The organism is Agrobacterium sp. SORGH_AS_0440, from assembly GCF_031453135.1.
GTDB classification, from domain to species: domain Bacteria; phylum Pseudomonadota; class Alphaproteobacteria; order Rhizobiales; family Rhizobiaceae; genus Agrobacterium; species Agrobacterium pusense.
This window is the reverse complement of sequence record NZ_JAVIYR010000002.1, coordinates 2,716,494-2,733,826: the sequence shown is the minus strand read 5'-3', so window position 1 is coordinate 2,733,826 and position 17,333 is coordinate 2,716,494. Positions and strand designations below refer to the sequence as shown.

19 protein-coding genes and 1 pseudogene are annotated in these 17,333 nt (G+C 55.6%); 10 read left to right on the top strand and 10 right to left on the bottom strand.

Going from position 1 to position 17,333, the window contains the following annotated elements:
- Window positions 1-129: 129 nt before the first annotated feature.
- Genes QE453_RS22530 through QE453_RS22515 form a run of 4 tightly spaced genes read right to left on the bottom strand, consistent with a single transcriptional unit; the run spans window position 130 to window position 2,865 of the window.
- Window positions 130-495: a helix-turn-helix domain-containing protein gene (locus QE453_RS22530; RefSeq protein WP_004444265.1), complete on the bottom strand. Its 366-nt coding sequence runs from the start codon at window positions 493-495 to the stop codon at window positions 130-132.
- Window positions 492-1,061: a Smr/MutS family protein gene (locus QE453_RS22525; protein ID WP_022555306.1), complete on the bottom strand. Its 570-nt coding sequence runs from the start codon at window positions 1,059-1,061 to the stop codon at window positions 492-494. Before QE453_RS22525 ends, QE453_RS22530 begins: the two co-directional genes overlap by 4 nt.
- Window positions 1,058-2,170, bottom strand: coding sequence for a murein transglycosylase A (locus QE453_RS22520; protein WP_113381974.1), 1,113 nt, complete (start codon window positions 2,168-2,170; stop codon window positions 1,058-1,060). Before QE453_RS22520 ends, QE453_RS22525 begins: the two co-directional genes overlap by 4 nt.
- A complete protein-coding gene (locus tag QE453_RS22515) occupies window positions 2,167-2,865 on the bottom strand; it encodes a Tim44/TimA family putative adaptor protein (RefSeq protein WP_004444258.1) in 699 nt (232 codons plus the stop codon). The genes QE453_RS22520 and QE453_RS22515 overlap by 4 nt, the downstream gene beginning before the upstream one ends.
- Before the next feature lie 140 nt (window positions 2,866-3,005).
- Here QE453_RS22515 and QE453_RS22510 point away from each other — a divergent pair, with 140 nt between their 5' ends.
- Together QE453_RS22510 and secB are read left to right on the top strand one after the other, a co-directional pair.
- Complete coding sequence (locus QE453_RS22510; RefSeq protein WP_113381975.1) at window positions 3,006-3,542, top strand: FxsA family protein; 537 nt, start codon at window positions 3,006-3,008, stop codon at window positions 3,540-3,542.
- Window positions 3,543-3,644: 102 nt separating this feature from the next.
- Window positions 3,645-4,127 carry a protein-export chaperone SecB gene (secB, locus tag QE453_RS22505; protein WP_022555303.1) on the top strand — a complete coding sequence of 161 codons (483 nt, stop codon included), beginning with the start codon at window positions 3,645-3,647 and terminating at the stop codon, window positions 4,125-4,127.
- 95 nt (window positions 4,128-4,222) lie between these two features.
- Here secB and dnaQ read toward each other — a convergent pair whose 3' ends face one another.
- Genes dnaQ through QE453_RS22480 form a run of 5 tightly spaced genes read right to left on the bottom strand, consistent with a single transcriptional unit; the run spans window position 4,223 to window position 7,826 of the window.
- Window positions 4,223-4,921: a DNA polymerase III subunit epsilon gene (dnaQ, locus tag QE453_RS22500; protein ID WP_004444252.1), complete on the bottom strand. Its 699-nt coding sequence runs from the start codon at window positions 4,919-4,921 to the stop codon at window positions 4,223-4,225.
- Entirely contained in the window at window positions 4,914-5,522 is a 609-nt protein-coding gene (gene coaE, locus QE453_RS22495) for a dephospho-CoA kinase (protein ID WP_044459679.1), read from the bottom strand. Before coaE ends, dnaQ begins: the two co-directional genes overlap by 8 nt.
- A complete protein-coding gene (locus QE453_RS22490; protein ID WP_309778081.1) occupies window positions 5,522-6,382 on the bottom strand; it encodes a shikimate dehydrogenase in 861 nt (286 codons plus the stop codon). Before QE453_RS22490 ends, coaE begins: the two co-directional genes overlap by 1 nt.
- A complete protein-coding gene (locus tag QE453_RS22485; RefSeq protein WP_153776871.1) occupies window positions 6,375-6,974 on the bottom strand; it encodes a Maf-like protein in 600 nt (199 codons plus the stop codon). The genes QE453_RS22490 and QE453_RS22485 overlap by 8 nt, the downstream gene beginning before the upstream one ends.
- 30 nt (window positions 6,975-7,004) lie before the next feature.
- Window positions 7,005-7,826 carry a pyruvate, water dikinase regulatory protein gene (locus QE453_RS22480; RefSeq protein WP_077987159.1) on the bottom strand — a complete coding sequence of 274 codons (822 nt, stop codon included), beginning with the start codon at window positions 7,824-7,826 and terminating at the stop codon, window positions 7,005-7,007.
- Window positions 7,827-8,235: 409 nt separating this feature from the next.
- Between QE453_RS22480 and hemE the strand changes: the two genes are divergently transcribed.
- From hemE to QE453_RS22440, 8 genes and pseudogenes are all read left to right on the top strand, one after another.
- Window positions 8,236-9,270 (top strand): uroporphyrinogen decarboxylase, encoded by a 1,035-nt coding sequence (gene hemE / locus QE453_RS22475; protein ID WP_044459682.1) that lies wholly within the window; start codon window positions 8,236-8,238, stop codon window positions 9,268-9,270.
- On the top strand, window positions 9,267-9,812 hold the full coding sequence (gene hemJ, locus QE453_RS22470; RefSeq protein ID WP_004444238.1) for a protoporphyrinogen oxidase HemJ: 546 nt from the start codon (window positions 9,267-9,269) through the stop codon (window positions 9,810-9,812). Before hemE ends, hemJ begins: the two co-directional genes overlap by 4 nt.
- A gap of 185 nt (window positions 9,813-9,997) precedes the next feature.
- Complete coding sequence (rho, locus tag QE453_RS22465; protein ID WP_004444236.1) at window positions 9,998-11,263, top strand: transcription termination factor Rho; 1,266 nt, start codon at window positions 9,998-10,000, stop codon at window positions 11,261-11,263.
- An 87-nt stretch (window positions 11,264-11,350) separates the two neighbouring features.
- Window positions 11,351-12,676 (top strand): tRNA uridine-5-carboxymethylaminomethyl(34) synthesis GTPase MnmE, encoded by a 1,326-nt coding sequence (gene mnmE, locus QE453_RS22460; RefSeq protein WP_244456088.1) that lies wholly within the window; start codon window positions 11,351-11,353, stop codon window positions 12,674-12,676.
- A 56-nt stretch (window positions 12,677-12,732) separates the two neighbouring features.
- Window positions 12,733-14,617: pseudogene (gene mnmG, locus QE453_RS22455) on the top strand (tRNA uridine-5-carboxymethylaminomethyl(34) synthesis enzyme MnmG).
- Between the two features lie 11 nt (window positions 14,618-14,628).
- Window positions 14,629-15,246 (top strand): 16S rRNA (guanine(527)-N(7))-methyltransferase RsmG, encoded by a 618-nt coding sequence (gene rsmG / locus QE453_RS22450; protein WP_244456086.1) that lies wholly within the window; start codon window positions 14,629-14,631, stop codon window positions 15,244-15,246.
- 19 nt (window positions 15,247-15,265) lie between these two features.
- On the top strand, window positions 15,266-16,060 hold the full coding sequence (locus QE453_RS22445; protein WP_006700257.1) for a ParA family protein: 795 nt from the start codon (window positions 15,266-15,268) through the stop codon (window positions 16,058-16,060).
- 30 nt (window positions 16,061-16,090) lie between these two features.
- Entirely contained in the window at window positions 16,091-16,975 is an 885-nt protein-coding gene (locus QE453_RS22440) for a ParB/RepB/Spo0J family partition protein (protein ID WP_244456085.1), read from the top strand.
- A 59-nt stretch (window positions 16,976-17,034) separates the two neighbouring features.
- Here the strand turns inward: QE453_RS22440 and QE453_RS22435 are convergent, their stop codons facing one another.
- Complete coding sequence (locus tag QE453_RS22435) at window positions 17,035-17,235, bottom strand: DUF1674 domain-containing protein (protein ID WP_004444223.1); 201 nt, start codon at window positions 17,233-17,235, stop codon at window positions 17,035-17,037.
- Window positions 17,236-17,333: the final 98 nt, after the last annotated feature.

The following is a 17,333-nucleotide window of genomic DNA, read 5'->3' as shown; positions in this document are numbered from 1 at the left end:
CAGGTTTCCAGTGAGAGGGCCTGAAGCCAGCGAATCACTCAAATCCGACATGCGACTATAGAAATTCTATACCCAATCCCAAAGGCCGCATGCTTCAGGATGCTGCATAAAGCAGGGGATAGAGGGGTTTCAATCGCAAGAACGGCTTTTTTGCAGCACGGCTGACAGTTCCTCTACCACACTCGGCGGCAGCTTGCGAATATCCCGTGCCAGCCGGTTGGCGAAAGCCGTATATTGCGGCGGCAGGCCGACTGTGTCGATCACCACCTTCGGGTCGGATGAGCCGGCAAGGAAGAACAGTTCCTCGGCCTCGTCCCAGATGATGTTGAAATATCCGGCAATGCGCTGGAGGAGATCGAAGCTCGGCTTGCCGCGCTTGCCATGCTCAAGCGCTGAAAGGTATGCCGGCGAGACGCCGATGGCGGCGGCCATTTGCTTCTGCGTCACACCCTTGCGCTCACGAAGCTGCCGCACGGCCAGCGCAAAGGGCGTCATGACTTTTCGCCTCGCCGGCGCGAAAGCCGCACATAAAGCGCGCCATCGCCGCCGTGATTGGCCGACGCATCCTCATAGGAGGAAATCAGGTGGCGATATTCGGGTTTGGAAAACCACATGGGCACCGCCCTTTTCAAAGCCCCGTCACTGCCAATCGATCGACCTTTGCCGGTAATGACCAGCACATGTCTTAGACCCCGCTCATGTGCGCGCAACAGAAAATCGAGCAGTACGGCGTGGGCCTCACTCTGGAACATGCCGTGCAGATCGATCCGTCCTTCCAATGGCAGGCGGCCGCGGGTCAGCTTACGCTTGACCGGTTTTTCCATCGGCTGGTGGATTTTCGGCTTTTTATCCGGAGCTGGAGGGGGCGGCTCAGCCGGCTCCGCAAGCATGCGCGGAAAGGTGCTTTTACCGGTCAGAGAAACATCTGGTTCCCCCGCAGGGTCCTCCACGTCATCGAAAGCCAGCAAGTCTTCGAGCCTGCCGGAGATCGGCCGTGTGGTTTTTGCGACCTTTCCCCACAGAACGCGTTCTTCCTTGCCGAGCTTGCGACTGTTCTTCATCGCCGATACCTCTGCGCAGCAACCCGCGGTACCAGTATATAAAAATCTGCCTCATTGCGCACCGTGCCGGCAAGTTCTCCGGCTTCGAAACCCGAACCGGTAAAGATATCGCCGCGGGCGGGGCCAATGATGGCCGACCCGGTATCGAGCGCCAGCATCAGCCGCGCAAAAGGCTTTCCATCATCGAGATGGGTAAGCGACGGCGAATGGATGAAGAAGGGAAGCCCGAACGTGTGGATGAGCCTGTCCACAGCAAGCGAGCGCCCAGCGACGAGCGGTACTTTTGCGGCGGCGACCGGTCCCATATCCTCGTCGGCAACATCCGCCTCCCGGAAAAAAATGTAGGAGCGGTTATGCCATAGTACTCCATCCACCTGATCGGGATGGTCAGCGAGCCACTTGCGGATCGTCTGCATCGACACGGTTTTCGGATCGAGTTCTCCGCGATCGAGAAGCAGACGTCCGATCGGTGAAAAAGCATGGCCTGCCTTGGCCGCATAGGTAATGCGCTTTATCGCACCATCGGGAAAAACCAGACGTGCCGCGCCCTGCACATGGGCAAAAAACAGATCGACCTTCGATTTCGCCCAGGCGATCTCAAGCCCCCTGCCCTCCAGATAGCCTTCATCGATCGCGCGGCGATCGGGGAAACAGGAAATCCCGTCTTCATCCTGCCTGCCGAAAGCATAGGATGTATCGAAGCCGACGGGCCGATTGGTATCGTCGATATCCACCAATTCGGGTGGTCGGCGGTAAATGGGATAACGCCAGATGTCGTCAGGTTCAGACGAGACTTCCAGTTCAGGCTCGTAGAAGGCGGTCACAAAACCGCTTTTTCCCTGCGACGGAAAAATCCTGAAAGGAACACAGTTGGTTTCAAAGAACCGGCGTGCCTGTTCGGGACTGTCTGTCTCGCATTTCTCAGCGACCTCCAGCAGCGAAACCAGTTCCGCCGCCGTGACGCCGAGTGCGCCGGTGCGATAGGGTTTTGCGCTCCGAAGATGCGACAGAATTGCGGTCATCGCCGGAAAAAGGCTAGCGGGATCGTCTTGCCGCCACCCGGGCAGGTCGCTGAAAGAAACTTCTTCGATCGAAAAGGGCGCGGTCATTGCTCGGATTCGGTGGCGATCAGCTTCCAGTTCGGATCGCGTGAGCGGATATCGCGCGAGAAGGTCCAGATGTCATCCACCTCCGCAACCGCATCCGGATCACCATCGACCAGCTTGCCATCCTTGTCATAGGTCGCCGAGATGAGCTGGCTGACGATCCGGAGCGTTATCTGCACCTCGGAATCGCGAATACCCGCCTGGGTGATATCGGCTTTCTCTATGCCAACAAAAGTCGATTTCACGACCTCGCCGCGGCCTTCCCTTTCGGAAATCGCTGCGTCGAAACCTTCAAACACCTCTTTGGATAGCAGGTTCTTGAGCGTCTTGCGGTCGCCATCGGCAAAACCCATCACGATCATCTCGTAGGCCATGCGGGCGCCGTTCAGGAATTCCTTCGGGCGGAAGGACGGATCCTTCGTCATCACCTCACGCAGGGAGGCATTGAGTGCGCTGTCTGCAGGCGCCAGTGCATCCACCTCGGCGAAGCGGTTTTCATCTTCCGCCTCGGCGCGCTTCGGCAGTGTCACGACCTTGTTATCATCCGTGACGGGACCCTTCGCGACATCGCGCGGGCTATAAGGATCAAAAGGCGGCTTTTCATTGCCCGTGCGACGGCCAAGGACGCTGCGCAGCTGAAAGAAGATCAGCACCGCTGCAACGAGAAAAAACAATGTGATAAAGTCGCTGAAGCCCATCTTTTACCAAAACCGCCATTTAAATTCGAAAACCACACCATCATATAGTCTGCATCTTACCATCATTCAAATATGCAGATTCAATCATCGGTGTCCCGGGAACCGGCAATCTGCCAGAGATGCACACGCAAGGCTAGAAGATGCGTTTTTCCTTTCTCCCCATCATCGTGCTGATGATGCCCATCCTTGAAATTGCCGGTTTCATTATTGTCGGCAAGGCAATAGGCCTGTGGCTGACACTGGCTCTCGTCCTGTTCACGTCTTTCCTGGGATTGCTCATATTGCGCCTGGGCGGTCTCGGCATGGTGAGAAATCTTCAGGATGCGGGCCGCACGGGCGCACAGCCTGCGGACGAACTCGTCAATGGCGCGATGCGCGTCGTGGCGGGCATCCTGTTGTTCATTCCGGGTTTCATCACCGACATTCTCGGCCTCCTGCTTCTGTCGCCGGCCATTCGCCGGTTTTTCTGGAAAGCCTTCGGACCGCGCGTCGTCGTGACTGGTTCATTCAGACAGCCCGGCGCCCGGCCGGGCGATTATTCCGGTTTCAGCAATGGCCCGGGATCTCATGGCAATTCGAAGGTGGTGGATCTGGATGAAGAGGAGTTTCACCGCGACGGGCCGAAAGACTCTCCCTGGTCGAACAGGCCCGATGATCGCGACCTGCCCAAGCCCTGACGCCGCGTCGAACGCATGTCGACGACCCGATTACGAAGGGTTGTAAGCCCGGAGTCGAAATGATAGACCGCCTTCCACGAATTCACGCCGCGAGGAACCGTAATGACCGCTGAAAATGGCGCACAGGGCGCAGCTAGCCCTTCTCTCAACATTCTTGCCCAGTACATCAAGGACCTTTCCTTTGAAAATCCGGGTGCTCCTCGTTCGCTGCAGGCCCGTGAGAATGCGCCGTCGATCAACATCAATGTCAACGTCAATGCTAATCCGATTTCCGGTTCGGATTTTGATGTCGTGCTGACACTGAATGCCGAAGCCAAGGATGGCGATAAGGTTCTGTTTGCGGCCGAGCTGGTCTATGGCGGTGTCTTCCGCATCGCCGGCTTCCCGCAGGAACACATGCTGCCGGTGCTCTTCATCGAGTGCCCGCGCCTGCTCTTCCCCTTCGCCCGCCAGATCATTGCCGACGTTACCCGCAACGGCGGTTTCCCGCCGCTCATGATCGATCCGATCGATTTTGCGCAGATGTTTGCGCAGCGCGTTGCCGAGGAACAGGCAAAAGCTCAGGTTCAGGCTGTCCCGAACTAAGCAGCGGCCATCTTCCATTACAGACAAACAAAACCCGGGTTCTTGGCCCGGGTTTTTCTTTACGCAGATTTGCGATTTAAGTATCTGAGCAGGCTTCAGTTCTGGTACCGGTTCCAGATCGCCTTGTCCCCCATGCCGAGAACGAGTTTGCCGTGGGCGGCGACCGTCTCCGCATCCAGCCGCGACGGCAGGGGGCGGGGCCGTCGCAGGGGCTCCAGCGGAATGTCTTCCTCAATGACAATGGTTTCCTGCCTGGCGGCAGAGCCGAAGCCGAGCGCGGTCTGGCGGCCGCCGATCATTTCGATATAGACTTCGGCCAGAAGCTCGGAGTCAAGAAGCGCGCCATGCTTGGTGCGATGGGAATTGTCTATTCCATAACGGCGGCAAAGCGCGTCCAGCGAATTCGGTCCCATCGGGTGCTTGCGGCGGGCAAGCGACAGCGTATCCGTCACCAGATCAGCGGCGACCGGTTCGATCCCGAGACGGGCGAATTCCGCGTTGATGAACCCCATATCGAATGTTGCATTGTGCGCCACCCAGCGCGCACCTTCGAAGAAATCCCGAATCTGGTCGACAACTTCAGCGAATTTGGGCTTATCCTGCAGGAACTCGTCGGTAATGCCGTGAACGGCAAGCGCATCGGGATGAACCTTGCGATCTTCGGGATTGATATAAAGATGCAGGGTGCGGCCAGTCGGGAAGTGGTTGATCAGTTCCACGCCGCCGATTTCGATGATCCGGTCCAGCTTCGACTCCAGACCTGTGGTTTCCGTATCGAAAATGATCTCACGCATGCATCTCTCCACGGCGCGACTCAACGGTCAGCTTCTGCAAAATGTCTCTTACCTGATCCCGGGCCGCTTCGACACCATTTCCGGAATCGATGATAAAATCGGCACGTCTACGCTTCTCCGCATCGGGCATCTGCCGGGCAAGGATCATTTCCAATTTTTCTTCGGTCATTCCTGGTCGTGACAGGACTCTCTCGCGCTGGATCTCTGGTGCACAACTCACCACCACGACTTTGTCGACACGGCTTTCCGCACCCGTTTCGAACAGCAGCGGAATATCCAGAAGCGCAAATTTCCGGCTGTTTTTCCTTGCTTCGGACAGAAAGGTTTCCTGTTTTTTCCGAACCAGTGGATGGACGATTTCTTCAAGCCTTCTGAAATTAGCCGGATTCTTTCTCAAGATGTCACCGAGTTTTTCCCGGTCCACGACACCGGAAACCGTAGTGCCCGGAAAAGCTGCCTCGATCTGGCCTACGGCCTCCGCCCGATAAAGACCGTGAACGACCTCGTCCGAATCCAGAACCGGAACGCCTTCTTCGGCAAACAATTTCGCGGTTGTCGTTTTTCCCATTCCAATCGAGCCGGTGAGACCGATGACAATCATCAATGTTTCTCCATGTCCGCGATGATCAGAGCACGCAGGGTCTCATCCACCTCCGGCATTTTGCCGAACCATCGCCTGAACCCTGGTTTTGCCTGATGAAGCAACATGCCGAGACCATCGACGGTCGTGATACCCTGCTCTTCCGCCATCTGAAGGATCGGTGTTCGTAATGGCACGTAGACGATATCGGTCACCACCGCCTTGGCAGCGAGCTGCGAAAAATCGAGATGCGGTGCCTCAGCGCCATCCATACCGAGCGATGTCGTATTCACGAACAGCCCGGCGCCCTGCATGACCTCCTGCAGCGCTGCCTGGGGATGGGAAAAGACGCGTGGGCCAAAACGATCAGCGAGTTCGCGAGCACGTTCGAGGGTCCTATTCAGGACGTGAATTTCCGCGATGCCCCGGTCGCGCAGCGACTGAATGACGGCACGGCTTGCGCCGCCGGCACCAAAAACGACCGCCCGGTCCGTTTTGTCCCAACCGGGATGCCGCTCATCCAGGTTAGACACGAACCCGTAACCATCGGTATTGGTGGCATGGAGTTTACCCTCCTCCATCCAGATGGTGTTGGCGGCACCCAGTTCTTCCGCCAGAGCATCAGGACGATCCGCCAACCGGTAAGCGGCCTCTTTGTGAGGGATGGTGACGTTGCCGCCCACGGCCGTACCGGGCTTACCTTCCTTCACGGTTGCAATGAAATTCGCAAAATCGTCCGATGCGACCTCGACTGCCTCGTAGTTACCGGTGATACCGAATTTCTTGAGCCAGTAAGAATGAATGATCGGCGACCGGGAATGCTTGATCGGGTAACCAACAACGAAAGCTTTTATGGTTAATGTTTCACGTGAATCAGCCATCGATGACATCCAGGTCGCGCAGTTTCGATAAAAGCGGCAGAAGCGGCAGGCCGAGGATCGTGAAATAATCGCCTTCAATCGAAGTGAATAGCTGGATTCCCTCTCCCTCGAGCTGATAGGCACCCACGCTGCTTAGAGCTTTTTCACCCACTCTCTGGAGGTGACGGGAGACAAATTCGGGGCTCAATGTTCGCACGGCAAGTTCAGCACTGGAAACCACCTTCCATATCACCTCCCCGCCGCGAACGAGGACAGCCGCGCTGTTCAAGCGGTGAACCTTACCGGACAATGACAGCAGATGTGCTTCTGCCTCGGCCATGGTCTTCGGCTTGTGATAGACCCGCGCACCGAGTGCCATGGTCTGATCGCAGCCCAGAACCAGTGCGTCCGGATGAAGCGAACCGACGGCAAGAGCCTTGGCAGTCGCGAGTTGTTGTGCGACTTCCTCCGGGCTGGCGCCCGTACGTTCCAGCCGCTCATCGAGCGCGCGCTCATCAATATCCGCTGGTATCGCCGAAAATGTCAGCCCCGCATTGCGCATCAGCATCTGGCGGGATGCGCTGGACGAGGCGAGGATCAACTCTTGTTTCATCGGCTGTCTGCTCCTGATGGTGCGATCGGATTATCGCGTCCTCGGGCGAAGGGCAAGGATGGCAGCAGCCGTTTCCTCAATGGAACGGCGTGTGACGTCAATCAGAGGCCAATTGTTGCGGGCGCAGAGCGCACGCGCATATTTCAGCTCTTCCATGATCGTGGCGCGATCCGTGTAACGGCGGCTGTCAAATCCGCCGGTTGCGCCCAGTTCGCGGTTCTCGCGAACCTGCGATATGCGATCCGACGTCGCCACGAGACCGACAATCAGAGGCCGGGTGGCGGCATAGAGACTTTCGGGCAAAGGCACGTTGGGCACAACCGGAATGTTTGCGGCCTTTATACCCCTGTTGGCGAGATAGATGCTGGTCGGAGTTTTCGACGTGCGGCTGATGCCAATGATAACGACATCCGCCTCGTCATAGGTCTCCGGCATCTGTCCGTCATCGTGATCCATTGCAAAATTGAGCGCTTCGATCCGCGCGAAATAATCCGCATTGAGGGCGTGTTGCGCACCGACCCGCCGTCTTGATGGCGCGCCTAGATAAGTCTGAAAGATGCCGATAATGGGTTCAAGCACGTTGACACAGGGCACGCCGATCGCGTGACAGCGCAAATCCAGGAATTCTGCCAGTTGCTGATCGACGATGGTGTAGAGGACAATGCCCGGTTCCTTGTCGATGAGGTCAATGACCTGCGCAAGCTGCTTCTGGTTGCGGATCATCGGATAGACGTGTTCCACCGGCATGGATGCGTGAAACTGTGCCGAGACCGCGCGGCCGGCAGACATGAGAGTCTCACCTGTTGAGTCCGAAATCAGGTGCAGATGGAAGAAGCTTTTTTTGTTCTCCACGCTGTTTTTCTCCCGCTGTTGATAACCCGGGACAAATGTCCGAACGAGCCTGCGGGTCGAACCGCGCCGTGAATAAAGTGGTGTTTTTCCACAATCCGCAAGTGGCTTTCACCATGCCCCGGGCAGCCTGTGAATTGCTGGAAGAGTTGACACTTGTCCAACCCGATTCACAGCCTGTCCACAGGTCAAGAACTTTCCAATAAGAATATAATCCATTGAAAATTCGAGATAAATTACGATTTTTTCAGGTTTTTCAAGATCGCTGCCGAAATTTATCCTACCACCGTGCTGAAAAGATGCGGCTGCGGCATTTCGACTGGAATGATTTTAATCCTTGCTACCCACAGACTCTAAGAAATAGAAAATCTTTTAAATCTCTTTGATTTTATTTTTTTAGAAGTTGGGTGTGATGAGCGAACGCAAGGTTATGACTGTTTTGAACGGGAAGACGGTCACGCCGCCGCCCATATGGCTGATGCGTCAGGCTGGACGCTATCTTCCGGAGTACCGGGAAACGCGGAAGAGCGCCGGAAGTTTCCTGGATCTCTGTTATAATCCCGAGTTGGCAACCGAGGTGACGCTTCAGCCTATTCGCAGGTTCGGGCTGGATGCAGCGATTCTTTTTTCCGACATTCTGGTGATACCCGACGCGCTTCACCGCAATGTGTCCTTCACCGAAGGCAGGGGCCCCGCCATGGACCCGATCGATGTCAGCGGTATTGAAGAACTCGATGCGTCTGATGTCATGGCGCATCTTTCGCCTGTCTTCGAAACGGTGTCGCGCCTACGCAGTTCATTGCCGGATGAAACGACGCTTCTTGGCTTTTGTGGCGCACCGTGGACGGTCGCGACCTATATGATTGCCGGTCACGGAACGCCCGACCAGGCGCCGGCGCGGCTATTCGGTTATCGGGAGCCCGCCGCGATGGAAAAGCTTTTGGCTTTTCTCGCTGAGGTTTCCGCGGATTATCTCGTGGCGCAGATCGATGCGGGGGCCGATGCCGTGCAGATCTTCGATTCCTGGGCGGGCGTGCTCGGCGAAAAGGAGTTCGAGAATTACGCAGTAAAACCGGTTGCCCGTATTATTGCTTCGGTGCGCGCGCGGCGTCCCTCCGCCAAAATAATCGCTTTCGCGAAGGGGGCGGGTTATCTTCTCAAGGACTATCGTCGTAAGACCGGTGCCGACGCGATCGGGCTGGATTGGTCCGTGCCGCTCAGCTTCGCCACGGATTTGCAGAAGGAAGGGCCCGTGCAGGGCAATCTCGACCCAATGCTGATGGTGGCGGGCGGGAGGGCTCTGCAGGATGGTATCGACGCCGTGCTGCAGGCCCTTGGGCAGGGTCCGTTGATCTTCAATCTCGGTCACGGCATCACGCCGCAGGCTGATCCGGACAATGTCACCCGGCTGGTCGAGCGGGTGCGTGCGGGTGGGACCGTGCCATGAATGACGAAAAACAGACTTCTGCGCGATCAGGAAACAGGGCCGCCCTGCGGGCTGGCGTCGGGCTGGGCGTGTTCCTCGCAGTCGTCGCCCTGTTCTTTTACGTGGATCCTGCCGATCTCTATCTCTGGATCAAGGCGTTTCACATTATTGCTGTGATCTCATGGATGGCGGCGATCTTTTATCTGCCAAGGCTCTTCATCTATCATACCGATGCGCCGGCAGGTTCGCAGCAATCCGAAACTTTCAAGGTGATGGAGCAGCGGCTGATCAAGGTCATCATGAACCCGGCGATGATGATAAGCTGGGCGCTCGGACTTTATCTCGCCTGGTCGGCCTACGGTTTTTCTGGTGGCTGGCTGCACGCAAAAATCGCTATGGTCGTGCTTTTGACTGCGACCCATGTTTATTTCACGCGTAGTGCGAAACGGTTCGCGCGAGATGAAAATACCAGGCCTGCCCGTCACTGGCGGTTGATGAATGAGGTTCCAACGTTGCTGATGATCCTCATCGTCATACTTGTGGTTGTGAAACCCTTCGGTTAGAGCGGTGTAACGATAAATTTCGCGGAATTCGTGCTTTCCTCTTGCAGCAGCGATGTTCAATCGCTATTTTCGGGCCACTCATCTTCGTGGCATGTGAATTATTCAGTCATCTGCGGTCTTCCCACAGCATCTGATTCGCGAACACGCCCTCCCCCGACATTACATTATAAAACGGTCTTCTCTTCATGGCTGAAATGAAGCTTCAGGAACTTAAGAGCAAATCGCCTACCGACTTGCTGACTTTTGCCGAATCCCTGGAAGTTGAAAATGCGAGCACCATGCGCAAGCAGGAGCTCATGTTCGCAATCCTCAAGGTTCTCGCGAGCCAGGACATCGAAATCATCGGCGAAGGCGTCGTTGAAGTCCTGCAGGACGGTTTCGGGTTCCTGCGATCCGCAAACGCAAACTATCTGCCGGGTCCGGACGATATTTACATCTCTCCCTCGCAGATCCGTCGGTTTTCGCTGAAGACCGGCGATACGGTTGAAGGACCGATCCGCGGTCCCAAGGAAGGTGAGCGCTACTTCGCCCTTCTGAAGGTCAACACGATCAATTTCGACGATCCCGAAAAGATCCGCCACAAGGTCCATTTCGATAATCTGACGCCGCTCTATCCGAACGAGCGGTTCAAGATGGAGCTTGATGTTCCGACATCCAAGGATCTGTCGTCGCGGGTTATCGATCTCGTCGCACCGCTCGGCAAGGGCCAGCGTGGCTTGATCGTTGCACCGCCACGGACCGGTAAAACGGTTCTGCTGCAGAACATTGCCCATTCGATCACGGCAAATCACCCGGAATGTTACCTCATCGTTCTTTTGATCGACGAGCGTCCGGAAGAAGTCACCGACATGCAGCGTTCGGTCAAGGGAGAGGTGGTATCCTCCACCTTCGATGAACCAGCGGTACGCCACGTACAGGTCGCTGAAATGGTCATCGAAAAGGCGAAGCGCCTCGTTGAACATGGCCGCGACGTCGTCATTCTGCTTGATTCCATAACCCGTCTTGGTCGCGCCTATAACACCGTCGTTCCCTCTTCCGGCAAGGTTCTGACCGGTGGTGTGGACGCCAACGCCCTGCAGCGGCCGAAGCGCTTCTTTGGCGCCGCCCGTAATATCGAAGAAGGCGGCTCGCTGACGATCATTGCGACCGCGCTGATCGACACCGGCAGCCGTATGGATGAAGTCATCTTCGAAGAGTTCAAGGGTACGGGTAACTCGGAAATCGTGCTTGACCGGAAGGTAGCAGACAAGCGTATCTTCCCGGCGCTGGATATTCTGAAATCTGGTACCCGTAAGGAAGACCTTCTGGTGCCGCGCCAGGATTTGCAGAAGATTTTTGTCCTTCGCCGTATTCTCGCGCCGATGGGAACGATGGACGCCATCGAGTTCCTCATCGATAAGCTGAAGCAGACTAAAAACAATTCGGATTTCTTCGAATCGATGAACACCTGAACCGGAAATTAGCCGGATTCATCTGAGGTCGTTAAAGCCGCATTCGTTTATTCGAATGCGGCTTGACTGTTTTGATCGAGGTGCGCCATGCCTTCCCCTGATACGATATATGCACTTTCGAGCGGTGCCCTCCCGGCGGGGGTGGCCGTCGTGAGGATCAGCGGACCCATGTCTTTCGCCATGCTGACAGAATTGACCGGACGAGAGCTTCCGGCACCACGAAAAGCCAGGCTGAGTTTGATTCGGAATCGAAACAATGAGACCATCGACCAGGCGCTCGTAATGTCTTTCCCGGCACCACATTCCTTCACAGGTGAGGACTGCGTTGAAATCCAATGCCATGGAAGCCGCGCAGTCATTGCCTCGATTTTTGCTGAGTTCGAGCGGTTCCCGGATGTGCGTCCTGCGGAGGCCGGGGAGTTTTCGCGCAGGGCCTTCGAGAATGGCAAGATGGACCTGCTTGAAATCGAAGGTTTGGCTGACCTGCTCCAGGCTGAAACAGAGATGCAGCGTCGCTTGGCTGTCGAACAGAGTACAGGCAATCTCTCGGCTCTTTATGATGGCTGGGCTCAGCGCCTGACCCGTGCGCGTGCGTTGATCGAGGCGGAGCTCGACTTCGCCGACGAGGAGGACGTCCCAGATTCCGTATCTGGACAGGTATGGGAGGCGATGAGACAGCTGAGAGCGGAAATTGCCTCCCATCTAGAGGCCGGCGGAAACGGCGAGATTATTCGGGATGGTTTCAAGGTGGCGCTCATCGGAGAACCCAATGCCGGGAAATCCACCCTGCTGAATTCGTTAGCTGGCCGGGATATCGCCATCGTCACCGACATTGCCGGTACGACCAGGGACGTATTGAGCGTGGACATTAACCTTGAGGGCTATCTGGTACGAGTATTCGATACGGCGGGCCTGAGGGAAACGTATGATGTGGTGGAACAGGAGGGTGTGCGGCGCGCTGTTTTGACAGCGGAGACTGCGGATCTCATTCTGGTGCTGCAGGATAACGATTCGTTTCCGAAACAAACCATCGCATCACTGTCTGCAAAGACGCATCTGCGCGTCAGGACCAAGGCGGCGTTGTCGTCGTCGACGCCTAGAGCTGAGTTCGATCTGTCGATCTCGGCGAAAGAAGGGATTGGTCTCGATGAATTGCGGTTCTTGATAAAGCGGGAGATTGAATCGCGATTGCAAGGGGTCCATACTTTGATGCCCGCCCGGGCGCGCCATAAAAAACGACTTGAAGAGACGCTTAACTATGTTAGTTGTGCGCTCGATTCTGAAGCCATGGACCTTGCTATAAGGTCGGAATATTTGCGGCTCGCAGCGACATCGCTTGGTCGTATTACAGGACGCGTCGATGTTGAAGATTTGCTGGGCGTCATCTTTTCAGAATTCTGCATAGGAAAATGATTCACGTGAAACATGGGCCGCGGACGCGCGGCTAGATCAGAACAGGGCGCAGATAGATGCACCAGTCATTTGATGTCGTTATTATAGGTGGTGGACATGCCGGCAGTGAAGCGGCCGCGGCTGCGGCTCGCCATGGTGCAAAAACCGCGCTCGTGACCCATAAACGCGACACCATCGGTGTCATGTCCTGCAATCCAGCAATCGGCGGGCTTGGAAAGGGTCATCTCGTTCGCGAGATCGACGCCCTGGATGGTTTGATGGGGCGGGTAGCTGACGCTGCCGGTATTCAGTTTCGCATGCTCAATCGCAAAAAGGGTCCGGCAGTGCGCGGTCCCCGCACCCAGGCGGATCGCCGTCTTTACCGCGAAGCGATGCAGGGTGAAATTGCAAATATCGAGAATCTTACCATTATTGAGGGCGACGCTTTTGATATTGAGATGACGAATGAGCGAGTGGCTGCTGTCGTCATGGCGAATGGTAGCCGGATTCCCTGCGGTGCCGTGGTACTGACAAGTGGTACTTTCTTGCGTGGCCTTATTCATATCGGCTCCGAAAAGGTACCGGCAGGCCGTGTGGGTGAAGAACCGTCAATCGGCCTTTCCAATACTCTGTCGCGGCTTGGCCTTCGCATGGGCAGACTTAAGACCGGCACGCCTGCCCGTCTGGACGGGCGAACAATTGACTGGAGCGGTGTTGATCGACAAGGCGCAGACGAAGATCCTGTGCCTTTCTCCTTCATGACCGACAATATCGTGAATCCGCAAATCGAATGTGGAGTTACCAGAACCACATCAGCCGGACACAGGGTCATTCAAGAGAATATCCATCTTTCAGCAATGTATTCGGGTCAGATCGAAGGCGTCGGTCCGCGTTATTGTCCGTCGATTGAAGACAAGATCACCCGGTTTGGCGAGCGTGATGGTCATCAGATATTTCTGGAGCCCGAGGGACTGGATGATCATACAATCTACCCTAACGGAATTTCCACGTCACTTCCGGCGTCTGTCCAGGAACAGTTCATCCACACCATACCGGGTCTCGAGCGGGTTGCGATCTTGCAGCCGGGTTACGCGATCGAATATGACTATGTCGACCCGCGAGAACTCAAGCCCTCCCTCGAGTGTCGCAAGATTACGGGACTATTCCTCGCGGGGCAGATCAACGGCACAACCGGATATGAAGAAGCAGCTGCTCAGGGGCTCGTCGCCGGCCTCAATGCCTCTCTTTATGCAAGCAACAGCAATCCGCATTATTTCAGCCGGACGGAATCCTACATCGGCGTCATGATCGATGATCTGACATCCAAGGGTGTCAGCGAACCCTACCGAATGTTTACGTCAAGAGCGGAATACAGGCTGTCGTTACGGGTCGATAATGCCGATCTGCGGCTAACTCCAGTCGGTCAGCGGGCGGGAATCATCGGTTGTCACCGTCAAAAGCGATTCGATAATTTTATAGAAGAACTCGGTCGGGGTCGTGACTTGCTGAAGACCCTCACGATCAGCCCTTCGCAGGCAGCAAAACAGGGATTAAAGCTCAATCAGGACGGACAACGCCGCTCCGTTTATGAATTGCTTGCCTATCCTGATATGTCGCTTGATGTCCTCAAACAGCACTGGCCCGAGTTGGGTGGGCTTCCCGAGGAAAATTGCGGATGTGCTGCAAATCGAGGCTGGTTACGCTGTGTATATGCAGCGCCAGAGCGCCGACATCGTGGACATCAAACGCGACGAAGACCGAAAGATTCCTGACGATTTCGATTTTCAAAGCCTGTCCGGCCTTTCCAATGAGTTGAAACAAAAGTTGGAAAAGGCCCGTCCAGAAAACATTGCCCAGGCCGCACGTGTTGACGGTATGACGCCGGCTGCGATATCGCTGCTTCTCGCCCTTCTGCGGAAAAACTCTTCTACGCAGAATGAAAAATTGCGTCTGCACCAATAGCGAGTCGGATTATGAAGATAAACGGCCAGAGTGTTTCACGTGAAACACAGGAGAAGCTCGAGCATTTTGTCGATCTCTTCAAGAAGTGGAATAAGACCACCAATCTGGTGGCCCCCTCCACTCTTACAGAACTCTGGAGCCGCCACATTGCCGACAGTGCCCAGATATTTCATCTCTCTCCTCATCCGCAAAGATGGGTGGATCTGGGCAGCGGTGGGGGTTTTCCCGGTGTCGTCACTGCCATATTCCTCTCTGAAATTGGCGGCGGCTGGGTCGATCTGGTGGAAAGTAACAATAAGAAGGCCGCATTTCTCCGGATAGCGCTAAAGGAAACCGGCGCGCGTGGAGCGGTTCATCCCGTGCGAATTGAGAAAGCACCTGCCATTCTCGAGACGTGCGATTCTGTGTCGGCCCGCGCACTGGCGGAGCTGGATTTGCTTTTCGACTATATTCATCCTTGGGCCACAAAAAATCCGGATCTCAAGGCATATTTCAATAAAGGCCGGGATTATGAATCCGAAGTGCAGAAAGCACATGGTCGCTGGCAATTTGATCTGGTAAAACATCGGAGTGCCATTGAGGCAGATTCTGTTGTTCTTGAAATCAGCAACCTCGCTCTGAGGCGCTGACAAGCTGGCCAGGTGCGGCATGACTTTGGAAAAAAACCGGATTATCGCAGTAGCAAACCAGAAGGGTGGTGTCGGTAAAACAACGACTGCTATCAATCTGGCCACAGCGCTGGCAGCCATTGGTGAGCGGGTATTGATAGTTGATCTGGACCCGCAGGGTAACGCCAGTACCGGGCTGGGGATTGACCGGCGAGAGCGGAAGCTCTCCTCTTATGATCTCCTGGTCGGTGATCACAATATTGCGGAAGTCGCTGTCCCAACCGCCGTTCCAAATCTCGATATCGTGCCGTCGACGATGGATCTGCTTGGTTTCGAGATGCAGGTTGCTACCGTTGCCAATCGAGTCTTTCTTCTGCGTGAAGCGATGGAGACGACAGAGGCTAGAGGCTATTCTTATATTCTTGTCGACTGCCCCCCGTCCTTCAACCTCCTGACGATGAACGCAATGACGGCCGCGCACTCCGTGCTGGTGCCATTGCAATGCGAGTTTTTTGCGCTGGAAGGCCTTAGCCAGTTGCTCGATACGGTCAGCCAGATAAGAGGGTCGGTCAATCCGCAGCTCGATATCCAAGGGATTGTTCTGACGATGTTCGATGCGCGCAATAATCTGGCGCAACAGGTTGTCTCGGATGTCAGGACGCATCTCGGAGAAAAGGTTTACCATACGCTCATTCCGCGCAATGTTCGCGTTTCCGAGGCCCCATCTTATGGTAAGCCGGCAATTCTTTATGATTTGAAATGTGCTGGTAGTCAGGCCTATCTGCAACTCGCATCGGAAGTGATCCAGAGAGAGCGTTTGCGTAAAGCCGCCTGACGTCTGCCGCAATCTACGGAGTGATATCTTATGAGTGATGATCTTTCCAAGCGCCGGCTGGGACGTGGTCTCGCGGCCTTGATCGGTGAAATGGACCAGCCTGTGCCCGTGGGTGAACCCCAGCGTACTGTCAGCGCTGATCGCACCATTCCGATAGAGTTCATTGCTCGTAGCCAACGGAACCCACGTCGTCACTTCGATGAAAATGAGCTGCAGGATCTGGCCGCGTCCATCCGGCAGCATGGCATTGTTCAGCCTGTGGTAGTGCGGACGGTCGGGGTGAATCGATACGAGATTATTGCCGGTGAAAGGCGCTGGCGCGCTGCGCAGCTGGCCGGTTTTACCGACGTGCCTGTTATCGTTCGTGATGTGGATGATCGAACGGCGCTCGAGTTGGCCATCGTTGAGAACGTCCAGCGCTCAGACCTCAATCCGCTGGAAGAGGCGATGGGTTATGAGCAGCTGATCGCGGAACACGGTTACACTCAGAACGATCTCGGTGAGATTATCGGCAAGAGCCGAAGCCACGTCGCCAACAGCCTTCGGCTATTGAAGCTTCCGGACCCGGTACGCGACATGCTCGCGGATGGGTCGCTTTCCGCAGGTCATGCGCGGGCGCTTGTTTCCACTTCCGATCCGGCGAATCTCGCACGCATGATTGTTTCCAAGGGCTTGTCGGTCCGTGATGCCGAGAGGTTGGCTCAGAACGACATCAAATCGCAGGGCGAAGCTACGGAAAAGCGCCCTGCCGCGGAAAAAGATTCAGATACAGTCGCACTGGAGCGCAGTATTTCTGATGCCCTCGGTCTCGACGTAAAGATTAACCACAAGGGGGGATCCGGGCAAATCCGTATCGCTTACCGCACGCTCGAGCAACTTGAGGCAGTGTGTCGCTTGTTGGAAAATAAACAATAAGTACTTGTTTTAGTTGAAAAATACCCGCCTTTGGCGGGTATTATCGTTATGGCGACCGCCTAAAAATCTATTGCGCGGCCCTTTATTTCGTAGTCGCCGAAACGAACCGGTTCGGCGCCGCCGCGGCCACCGGTTTCCGGCGGTAACTGTAGATCTGCCTGTTGTTTGCGCCGTTCTTCTGCTTCTTTCAGGGCCCGCTCAGCCGCGGGCGATAGCCGCCTCCGCTGCTCCGCGCCGTTGTCGTTATCCGCATCCTGCATGAGAAACCCTCCCTATAACGGGATATTGAAATATGTTTGCCGTTTCCCAGATTATATACCCATAGGGATTTTTTAAACCCCGGAATAATCCGGCGATG